Origin of the sequence: Rathayibacter tanaceti, assembly GCF_001634385.1 — a bacterium.
Taxonomy (GTDB): domain Bacteria; phylum Actinomycetota; class Actinomycetes; order Actinomycetales; family Microbacteriaceae; genus Rathayibacter; species Rathayibacter tanaceti.
The window spans coordinates 20,505-27,179 of sequence record NZ_LIIN01000024.1 but is presented as its reverse complement, the minus strand read 5'-3'; the positions used below and the strand labels follow the sequence as shown (position 1 = coordinate 27,179).

Here is a 6,675-nt window from a genome sequence, read left to right as displayed (position 1 = left end):
CATTGAGGGCACGCCTCTTCGGGGTCTTGAGTGCCAGGGCCCTTGCAGTAGGAGGTGACGACGCCCAACTCGAATGAGTCAGGGCTCGCAGAGGAGGGCTGCCGGTCATGAATCGTCTCGAACCGGATCTGAGGCTCGCCGTCTTTCAAGAAGACCGCCCCGTAGAGGTAACGGCCGTTCGCCTGGAGCTGCCCTGCCGCACTGCCGGTCACGACCGCATCGATCGTCTGTTCCTCCACACCGTGGTCGATCAGCCCGTGAAGGTAGCCGAAAGCCGACTCGCCCGACTGCCCCTGGCGCAACACGACCTTCTCGCCGCTCTGATCCTGGAACACGGCGAGACACTCGTAAGCGGGCGCCTGCGGGTAGGGCGTCGTTCCTGCCGCGTACCCGACGTCCGCTCGCGCTTGAGCGACACGATCCCGGCTTCCGGGGCTGTCGAGAACCCACGTCCCGTCGGCCGGCTGGAGTGCGGTGACCGAACTCCGCGAGGAAGCCTCGTCGGCCGCCGTGGCCGAGGCCGCCCCGCCCGAGAGCCCAGCGGTGATGATTGCCGCCACCGTGATTGTGAGAATCTTTTTCATCCTGCATCCCCCGATGTCCGTAATGATGACTGGCAATGTAGGATGTGTCGCTAATTTAGGACGTGTCGCTTCTGATCGAGAACCTCTCTCCGGGCCTTTCGCAGGCTTCTTGTCATGAGTCGGGTGGAGCGCTACGGTACGCCGGATGACGTCCTTTCGAGCTCTAGACTCCGAGTTCCTCGTCAGCAGGGTGGACGACGAGGCGCTTCTCCTTCGGCCCCGCAGGGATGGCCGCGCGATGATCCTCATCCTCAACGAGGCCACTCGCCGCTACATCTCGCAGAGTTCCGACGACTCCGCACTGCTCGCCGCCGTGAAGGAGGCAATCAACCGCGCTCGCGGAACAGAGCGCTACCTCTTCGCATCGAGAGATGCTCTTGTCTCCTCCCGTGAGCGAGCCGTCCTCGTCGCTGACGATGCGCCGGTCGAAGGCCCGGCAGAGGGCGGGAGCTGGAGGTTGTACGAAATGTGATCGACTGACACGACCCGGCAGCCTCCTTCACGCCCGGCTACGACCTCGTCGGCGACCCCTGGCGGTCGGCTCCGGCGGTGATGCGTCGCTCGAGGGCCGCAGTGTCGCCGCCCTCACCAAGACCGGAGGCTGGACCGCGCACGCCGGTGTCACCGGCGGCGATCGACTACCCGCAAAGGCTTGTTTGGTGGTATGTATGACAAGGCCCTCGGAGTACGTGGAGCTGTCGACAAGTAGCCACAGAAGAGCGAGCACGCGCATGGACGCAGAGACTCACGTGAACTACCTCACTGTCCTGCGCTTGCCGCACGTTGTGCGCGTGCTCGCCCCGACGATCGTGGGCAAACTTTCGTTCGCGATGGTGTCGTTGGGGCTGTTGCTGCTCCTCCAGGCCGGGTCGAACGGGTTCGCGATCTCAGGCGCTGTCGCGGGCGTGTTCGGCGTTGGCAACGTCGTCGTCGCTCCGCTTCGTGCTCGGCTGGTTGATCGTTTCGGGGCTCGTCGGGTGCTTCCACTTCTGGCGCTGGGATACGCGGCAGGTCTGGTCAGCATCGTCTGCGTTGCGCAGAGTCCAGTGCCGGTCTGGGTCCTCGTACTCCTGGGCGCACTGAGCGGCGTGTGCACACCTCCGTTGGGTGCCGTTGTCCGAGGAATCTGGGCGCTGCTGTCACCGACGGACGAACACCGGAGGAGGGCATACAGTCTGGACGCGGTGATCGAGGAGCTCGTCTTCATCATCGGCCCCCTGCTGGTGGGGGTGTTCATGCTGCTGCCGAACGGGCCAGTGATCGCCGTACTGACTGCTGCCGCTACTGGGCTCCTGGGCACGCTCTGGGTCGCGTTGGGTCCGACGCCGACGCCGGTGGAACGCCTTGGTCGCGGCCTAGACTGGCGCAGTTGGATTGGCCCTCTGCGTCACCTTCGGTTCTGGCCGGTGCTCCTCGTTCTCGCCGCTGTCGGCTTAGTCCTTGGAGCGGCGGAGCTGCTTGCCACAGCCTACGGGCAAGCCATCGGAGACGCTGGTTCGGGTATTTTGCTGGCCTGCTTCGCGATTGGCAGCGCGATCGGAGGCCTTGTCTACGGCGCTCGAAACTGGAGGTGGCCCGCTGTGCCCAGGATGGTGGCGCTCGGGCTGGCGGGCTTAGCGACGCTTCTGGCGATGGCATGGATCACCCATGTCGGTGCTCAGCTGGCAGTATTCGTGGTGATGGGCCTGTTTGTGGCTCCCTCACTGATCGCCGGGTATGTCGCCTCGGACGACCTCGCTCCCGCTGAGGAGCGCACGGAGGCTTCCGCTCTCATCAACACGGCCGTGAACGCCGGAGCTGCCCTTGCCCTTGCCCTGGGAGGTGCGCTGCTAGACGGCATCACGTTCGGCGCTGCGGCAGCATACCTTTCGGCCGTGGGTGCGGTCCTGATCGCTGCCGCTATCGTCGTGCACGTCTGGCGTCCAGGTGCAGCCGCAGCAGCCGTGAAGGGTTGACCTCGCATACAGCTGTGATGCCGGCGTTTACAGTTGAGGCTCGGTAGGGCGTGCGGCGTCGCAGCGATATCGGAGGAATTCACGGATGAACGACCAAGACAGCGCTGATGTGAAGGGACTGCGGTTGGTGGCGCACCCGCTCCGGCTCCGACTGCTCTCACTCCTGACCGGGCGCACGATGAGCGCGGCAGCGGCGGCACGTGAGCTCGGGGAGACCCAGGCCAACGTCAGCTACCACATACGGCGTCTTGCCGAAGGCGGACTGCTCGAGCTCGTCGACGAAGTTGCGATCCGAGGTGGGATCGCAAAGCGATACACTCATAACTCCGACAGCGGCGAGGCGCTCACCGACTCGGATCGCGAGAGCTTCCTGGGCTTGATGCAGGCGCTTGCCTATCAGCTCACGGCACGCGCGCCCCTCTACCGCGAGAACACCACCTTCGCCTTCACCGACGCCCACGTGTCTATCCCCGCCGAGGAATGGCCCAGGGTTCAAGGGCTCGCTCGCGAACTCGGACGAGTGATCCACGAGCTGGCCGAGCGCCCTGCAGGTGACAGGGCTGTGAGCGCATCGCTAACTGTCGCCGCTTTCGAAACGGCGTAGATTCCGTCGAACCGTCGAAGCGAGACTCCGGACTCGGCGCTGGGATGAGCCGAGTAGGTGTGGATCTGTGTTGCAGCCGCCGGGAGTGCAACTTTAGCGGTGCAATCCGCACCCGCTTCCTCAGACGCGACGGACCACGTGCGAACGCTCAGGTCCACGCCATCGGAGGCGAGGGTGCTCGCGAGCCAACCGAGAGGCCGCCCCACTCGCGGTCCCTCGACCGTTCAAGAGGGAGTCCCGGGCCACCGCACTCCCTCCGCCGGCCGGTTCCACCCCCCCCACCAGGACGCTCCGAGCCGCCGGGATTCAACGGCGTTCCCGCCGCAGCGCGTGCCTCGTGTCAGCTCGTCGCGCTGAAGTTCTGAGCGAGGGCCTGGAGTTCCGGGACGTCCTCGGCTTCTCGGAGGGCGCGCCGGAGCGCTGTGTCGTGGTGGGGTCGAGCGTGGTCGAGCAGGGCGTGACCGGCTGGGGTGAGCTCTGTGTAGATGCCGCGGCGGTCGTCGACGCAGAGGTAACGGGTGAGGAGGCCTCGCGCTTCGAGGCGGGCGACGAGGCGCGTGGTGGCGCTGGGGGAGAGCGCGGTGGCGCGGGCGACCTGGTTCATGCGCAGGTGGTGTTCCCCGACCTGGCGGCTGAGGACGTCGAGGAGCGTGTACTCGACGACCGAGAGATCGGCGTGCTCGTGGAGCGCCCCTCCGAGCTCTGCTGCGATGAGGTCGTGGAACAGGGCCAGCGTGCGCCAGCCCTGGGCGCGGACCTCGGTCGCGTCGTCGGGGAATGCCATGGGTCGACCGTACCGGCGCCCTAGCGGCCGAACGCCGGGTAGTCGATGTATCCGACGGCGGGATCGGTGTCGGGCTGCGGGTAGAAGGTGGCGGGGTTCTGCTCGTTCCACGGCTGCCCGGCGCGGATGCGCTCGGCGAGGTCGGGGGTGGCGATGTAGTCGCGACCGAAGGCGATCGCGTCGGCGGTCCCCGCGTCGATCAGCCTGCGCCCATCGCTGTGATCCATCTCCTCGTTGGCGATGACGGGGCCGGCGAATCGGTCTCGCAGGTGGCCGAGCAGGCTGTCCTCGCCCTCGATCTCGCGGACGAACAGGAATGCGATGCCGCGCCGCCCGAGCTCGGCCGCGACGTGTCCGAAGATCGCGCGGGGGTCGCTGTCGCCCATGTCGTGCTCCTCGCCTCGCGGGCGCAGGTGCACGCCGACACGGTCGGCGCCCCAGACGTCAGCGACCGCATCGGCGATCTCGAGGAGGAACCGGGCGCGGTTCTCGACCGAGCCGCCGTAGCGGTCGGTGCGGTGGTTCGTGCTGTCCTGGAGGAACTGATCGATCAGGTAGCCGTTCGCCGCGTGGATCTCCACGCCGTCGAAGCCGGCGGCCTGCGCGTTGACGGCGCCGCGACGGAAGTCCTCCACGATGCCGGGGATCTCGTCTGTCTCGAGTGCACGCGGCGGCGTGTAAGCCCGCTTCGGGCGCAGGACGCTCACTCGTCCCGCTGGGGCGATCGCGCTCGGTGCGACCGGCAGCCGCCCCTCGAGCAGTTCCGGATCGGAGACGCGACCCACGTGCCACAGCTGCAGCATGATCCGGCCACCCGCCGCGTGCACCGCGTCGGTGACGAGCGTCCACCCCTCGACCTGCTCACGTGACCAGATGCCGGGCGTGTCCGGGTAGCCCACGCCCTGGGGGCTCACCGATGTCGCCTCACTCACGATGAGGCCCGCGCCGCTGCGTTGGGCGTAGTACTCCGCCATCAGCGCGTTCGGCACTCGACCCCGGCTCGCGCGCCGCCGAGTCAGCGGCGCCATGATGACGCGGTTCGGCACCTGCAGGGCGCCGAGGGCGACGGGCTTGAACAGCGGGGAGGCGGACATGTCGGCAAATATAGTTGCAGACGCGCACTATTGCAAACAGTCATCGTTTCGTGGAGCCGCCCTGTCGTTCTCGAGGGATGGCCGCCGCAGTCGACGCGACCCATGCACGCGATCCCGACCGCCACCGCACGGCCGCACCTTCCGTTTGCGGCTCTGCCCTCCTGTAGGGATACTAAAACCACACGGTGCGTGGTTTTCGACTCCGATCATCCACGGCATCGGCACTCAACGGTGAGAGGAAACGACAATGACGATGTCGAGCGGATCTGCGGCGGGGATGCCTTCGGGCATGACCACGTCGACGGCGACAGTGCGGAAGAACAGCGGGTTCCCTGAACCGATGGAGCCCGCGACGCGGGGCTACGTCTTCTGGCTGCTCGCCGCGCAGCTGATCTTCTTCATCGCGCTGCTCGGGCCCGCGATCGTCGGCATCGGCCTGAAGATCGAGTCGCTCGTCGTCGCGGGCGAGATCGCGCAGAACGGCGCGACCGGAGCGGCCGCGATCCTCGGCGGTTTCGGCGCGCTGTTCGCGACCGTCGCGAACGTCGTCTTCGGCAGGCTCTCCGACCGCTCGACGAGCCGATTCGGGCGTCGCCGCGTCTGGATCGTCTCCGGCACGGTCATCATGACCGTCGCCTTCGCGATCATGGCCCTCGCTCCGACGCTCCTCATCGCCACCATCGGCTGGTCGCTCGCCCAGCTCGGCGCGAACATGACGCTCGCACCCTTCATCGCCACGCTCGCCGATCAGGTGCCGAAGTTCCAGCGCGGCAAGATCAGCGCCGCCCTCGGGATCGCGCAGAACGTCGGCATCCTCGGCGGCACCTACGTCGCCCAGGCCTTCGTCGACCAGCTCGTCATCATGTTCGTGGCGCCGTCGATCCTGGCGATCATCGTCATGGTCGTCTTCGCCGTCGTGCTGCCCGACAAGCGGCTTCCCGTCGCCCCGCCGAAGGCCACCCTGCGTGACTGGGCCGAGACGTTCTGGGTCAGCCCGGTGAAGAACCCCGACTACGCGCTGGCGTGGTGGTCGCGCTTCCTGATCACGTTCGCGAGCTTCGGCTTCACGACCTTCCGCTTCTTCTACCTCCTGAACCACATCGGGGTCGAGACGGAGAACATCCCCGGCGTCATCAGCACCAGCGTGCTGATCTACACGGTGGCGCTGATCGGCGCGAGCTACTTCGCCGGCTGGTTGTCCGACAGGATCGGACGCCGCAAGGTGTTCGTCTGGAGCTCGACCGCGCTGTTCGCGGTCGGCACGTTCGCCCTGATCTTCGTGCAGGACGTCGGCGCCTTCTACGTCCTCGAGGCGATCCTGGGCATCGCCTACGGCATCTACGTCGGCGTCGACCTGGCGCTCGTCGTCGACGTGCTGCCGAACCCGGACGACTCCGGCAAAGACCTCGGCGTCTTCAACATCGCCAACGCACTGCCCCAGACGCTCGCCCCGCTGATCGGTGGCATCCTCGTCTACGTGAGCGACCCGACCGGCAACAACTACGGATTGTGGTTCACCGTCTGCGCGGTGGCCGCGGTCGTCGGCGCCCTCGTCATCTTCCCCATCAAGAAAGTCCGATAGACCCGGCCGCTCCGACCCCCTCCGGAAGCGGCGCGCGACGTCCGCCGCCCCGGACGAACGGCACTCCCGCTC

At 67.0% G+C, this 6,675-nt stretch carries 7 protein-coding genes; 4 read left to right on the top strand and 3 right to left on the bottom strand.

What is annotated here, in order from left to right; translation table 11 throughout:
* A partial coding sequence (locus tag ACH61_RS04905) for a hypothetical protein (RefSeq protein ID WP_132505864.1) occupies positions 1-584 on the bottom strand: 584 nt, incomplete at its 3' end.
* Positions 585-774: 190 nt separating this feature from the next.
* Here ACH61_RS04905 and ACH61_RS04900 point away from each other — a divergent pair.
* From ACH61_RS04900 to ACH61_RS04890, 3 genes are all read left to right on the top strand, one after another.
* On the top strand, positions 775-1,056 hold the full coding sequence (locus ACH61_RS04900; protein ID WP_132505867.1) for a hypothetical protein: 282 nt from the start codon (positions 775-777) through the stop codon (positions 1,054-1,056).
* A 277-nt stretch (positions 1,057-1,333) separates the two neighbouring features.
* Positions 1,334-2,539: an MFS transporter gene (locus ACH61_RS04895; protein ID WP_199220904.1), complete on the top strand. Its 1,206-nt coding sequence runs from the start codon at positions 1,334-1,336 to the stop codon at positions 2,537-2,539.
* A gap of 85 nt (positions 2,540-2,624) precedes the next feature.
* Positions 2,625-3,143, top strand: a complete 519-nt coding sequence (locus ACH61_RS04890) for a winged helix-turn-helix domain-containing protein (RefSeq protein WP_068209289.1) — start codon at positions 2,625-2,627, stop codon at positions 3,141-3,143.
* 340 nt (positions 3,144-3,483) lie between these two features.
* Here ACH61_RS04890 and ACH61_RS04885 read toward each other — a convergent pair whose 3' ends face one another.
* Together ACH61_RS04885 and ACH61_RS04880 are read right to left on the bottom strand one after the other, a co-directional pair.
* Complete coding sequence (locus tag ACH61_RS04885; RefSeq protein WP_068209286.1) at positions 3,484-3,927, bottom strand: MarR family winged helix-turn-helix transcriptional regulator; 444 nt, start codon at positions 3,925-3,927, stop codon at positions 3,484-3,486.
* 20 nt (positions 3,928-3,947) lie between these two features.
* Positions 3,948-5,021 carry an alkene reductase gene (locus tag ACH61_RS04880; RefSeq protein WP_068209283.1) on the bottom strand — a complete coding sequence of 358 codons (1,074 nt, stop codon included), beginning with the start codon at positions 5,019-5,021 and terminating at the stop codon, positions 3,948-3,950.
* A 247-nt stretch (positions 5,022-5,268) separates the two neighbouring features.
* On the opposite strand from ACH61_RS04880, the gene ACH61_RS04875 reads away from it, so the two are divergent.
* The gene (locus ACH61_RS04875) at positions 5,269-6,603 is read left to right on the top strand and encodes an MFS transporter (protein WP_068209280.1); all 1,335 of its coding nucleotides are present in this window, start codon (positions 5,269-5,271) and stop codon (positions 6,601-6,603) included.
* The last annotated feature ends 72 nt before the right edge of the window (positions 6,604-6,675 follow it).

Excerpts from the sequence above, each read along its gene's own strand:
- ACH61_RS04890 (WP_068209289.1), top strand. The coding sequence starts at position 2,625 with ATGAACGACCAAGACAGCGCTGATGTGAAGGGACTGCGGTTGGTGGCG.
- ACH61_RS04885 (WP_068209286.1), bottom strand. The coding sequence starts at position 3,927 with ATGGCATTCCCCGACGACGCGACCGAGGTCCGCGCCCAGGGCTGGCGC.
- ACH61_RS04880 (WP_068209283.1), bottom strand. The coding sequence starts at position 5,021 with ATGTCCGCCTCCCCGCTGTTCAAGCCCGTCGCCCTCGGCGCCCTGCAG.
- ACH61_RS04875 (WP_068209280.1), top strand. The coding sequence starts at position 5,269 with ATGACGATGTCGAGCGGATCTGCGGCGGGGATGCCTTCGGGCATGACC.